The 2,579-nt window shown below is 59.8% G+C and carries 3 protein-coding genes; all 3 read left to right on the plus strand.

Annotated features, from left to right (window positions below; all coding sequences use genetic code 11):
* The first annotated feature begins 12 nt into the window (after positions 1-12).
* Positions 13-1,689 carry a formate--tetrahydrofolate ligase gene (locus AC2FFF_RS19775; RefSeq protein ID WP_142640425.1) on the plus strand — a complete coding sequence of 559 codons (1,677 nt, stop codon included), beginning with the start codon at positions 13-15 and terminating at the stop codon, positions 1,687-1,689.
* A gap of 58 nt (positions 1,690-1,747) precedes the next feature.
* On the plus strand, positions 1,748-2,053 hold the full coding sequence (locus AC2FFF_RS19780; protein ID WP_142640424.1) for a chorismate mutase: 306 nt from the start codon (positions 1,748-1,750) through the stop codon (positions 2,051-2,053).
* Positions 2,054-2,106: 53 nt separating this feature from the next.
* A partial coding sequence (locus tag AC2FFF_RS19785) for a tetrahydrofolate dehydrogenase/cyclohydrolase catalytic domain-containing protein (RefSeq protein WP_496883086.1) occupies positions 2,107-2,579 on the plus strand: 473 nt, incomplete at its 3' end.

Raw genomic sequence — 2,579 nt, forward strand, 5'->3', positions numbered from 1 at the left:
GACCGAAACCCAATGAGCTATAAATCTGACATCGAAATTGCGCGTGAGGCGAAGAAGAAGCCGATTCAGGAGATTGGTGCGAAGATCGGCATCGAATCTGCTGATCTTCTGCCCTATGGCCATGACAAGGCAAAGGTGAGCCAGGACTTCATCAATTCGGTTCAGGGCCGTGAGGACGGCAAGCTGATTCTGGTGACGGCGATCAACCCGACGCCTGCGGGTGAGGGCAAGACGACGACGACTGTGGGTCTGGGTGACGGTCTGAACCGGATCGGCAAGAACGCGATGATCTGTATCCGTGAGGCTTCGCTGGGCCCGAACTTTGGCATGAAGGGCGGCGCTGCGGGTGGTGGTTACGCGCAGGTTGTTCCGATGGAAGAGATGAACCTGCACTTCACCGGTGACTTTCACGCCATCACCAGCGCCCATTCACTGCTGTCGGCGATGATCGACAACCACATCTACTGGGGCAATGAGTGCGAGATCGACATTCGCCGTGTAGCGTGGCGTCGTGTGGTCGACATGAACGACCGCGCGCTGCGTCAGATCACGGCCAGCTTGGGTGGCGTATCGAACGGTTTCCCGCGCGAGACCGGCTTTGACATCACCGTGGCCTCTGAGGTTATGGCGATCCTGTGCCTGGCCAACGACCTGAAAGATCTGGAAAAGCGTCTGGGTGACATCATCGTGGCCTATCGCCGCGACAAGACCCCGGTTTACTGTCGCGACATCAAGGCCGAAGGCGCGATGACGGTGCTGCTGAAGGACGCGATGCAGCCGAACTTGGTGCAGACGCTGGAAAACAACCCGGCCTTTGTGCATGGCGGCCCGTTTGCCAACATTGCACATGGCTGTAACTCGGTCATTGCGACCAAGACCGCGCTGAAGGTTGCTGACTATGTGGTGACCGAAGCGGGTTTTGGGGCCGATCTGGGCGCCGAGAAATTCATGAACATCAAGTGCCGCAAAGCGGGTATCGCGCCGTCGGCTGTGGTGCTGGTCGCCACCGTGCGTGCGATGAAGATGAATGGCGGTGTGGCCAAGGCTGATCTGGGTGCGGAAAACGTCGACGCGGTCAAATCGGGCTGTGCCAACCTGGGTCGTCACATCGAAAACGTCAAATCCTTTGGCGTGCCGGTTGTGGTTGGCATCAACCACTTCGTCACCGATACCGACGCTGAAGTGCAAGCCGTGAAAGACTATTGCTCTGACCACGGGGTCGAAGCGGTTCTGTCGCGTCACTGGGAGTTGGGGTCGGAAGGTTCGGCGCCGCTGGCCGAGAAGGTGGTCGAAATCGTCGAAGGGGGCACAGCGAACTTTGCGCCGATCTACCCCGACGATATGCCGCTGTTCGAGAAGATCGAAACCATCGCCAAGCGCATCTATCGCGCGGACGAGGTTCTGGCCGACAACAAGATCCGCAACCAGCTGCGTGAATGGGAAGAAGCCGGTTACGGCAACCTGCCGGTCTGCATGGCCAAGACGCAATATTCCTTCTCGACCGATCCCTCGTTGCGCGGCGCGCCCACCGGCCATTCGGTTCCGGTGCGCGAGGTGCGCCTGAGCGCGGGTGCCGGATTTATCGTGGCGGTCTGTGGTGAGATCATGACTATGCCGGGCCTGCCGCGCAAACCGGCGGCCGAAAGCATCTGCCTCAATGACGCAGGTGAGATCGAGGGCTTGTTCTAAGTCGCCAGATAAGACATCTCGTGATCCGGAGAATGCTCCGGGCCACGAGGAGATCACGATGCCCACTCTGACACCGCCGCAAGACTGCGCAACGATGCAGGATCTGCGGATTCAGATCGACCAGCTGGACCGGCACCTGATCGAGATGCTGGTGAGGCGCGCCAGCTACATTGATCGCGCGTCTGAGTTGAAGCCGGGCGAGGGCCTGCCGGCCCGTATTCCGGATCGTGTTGAAGAGGTGGTGCAAAAGGTGCGTGCCAGCTCTCAGGCGGCGGGGATGGACCCCGATCTGGCCGAGACGCTGTGGCGCATTCTGATTGACTGGTCGATTGCGCGTGAGGAACGTGTGCTCGGCAACGACTGACTGACCGGGCGCCCCAAGCGCCCGATCCGTTTTTGGGAAGAAGGGATCGAAGAATGGTAGCGCAGGTTATCGACGGTAAGGCCTTTGCAGCAACGGTGCGGGCACAGGTTGCCGATCAGGTTGCAAAGCTGAAGGACGAAAATGGCATCACCCCCGGTCTGGCCGTGGTTCTGGTGGGCGAAGACCCGGCCAGCCAGGTCTATGTCCGCTCGAAGGGCAAGATGACCGTCGAGGTCGGCATGAACTCGTATGAGCACAAGCTGGATGTGGACACCTCCGAGGCAGACCTGCTGGCACTGATCGACAAGCTGAATACCGATCCCGCAGTCCACGGCATTCTGGTGCAGCTGCCGCTGCCCAAGCATCTGAACGAAGATCTGGTGATCAATTCGATCGACCCGGCCAAGGATGTCGACGGGTTCCACATCTCGAATGTGGGCCTGCTGGGCACCGGTCAGAAATCGATGGTGCCCTGTACCCCGCTGGGCTGCCTGATGATGCTGCGGGACCATCATGGATCGTTGTC

This window comes from Ruegeria sp. YTSA226, assembly GCF_059609905.1.

Bases quoted from the DNA above. Each gene is read 5' to 3' on its own strand.
- AC2FFF_RS19775 (WP_142640425.1), top strand. From the start codon at position 13: ATGAGCTATAAATCTGACATCGAAATTGCGCGTGAGGCGAAGAAGAAG.
- AC2FFF_RS19780 (WP_142640424.1), top strand. From the start codon at position 1,748: ATGCCCACTCTGACACCGCCGCAAGACTGCGCAACGATGCAGGATCTG.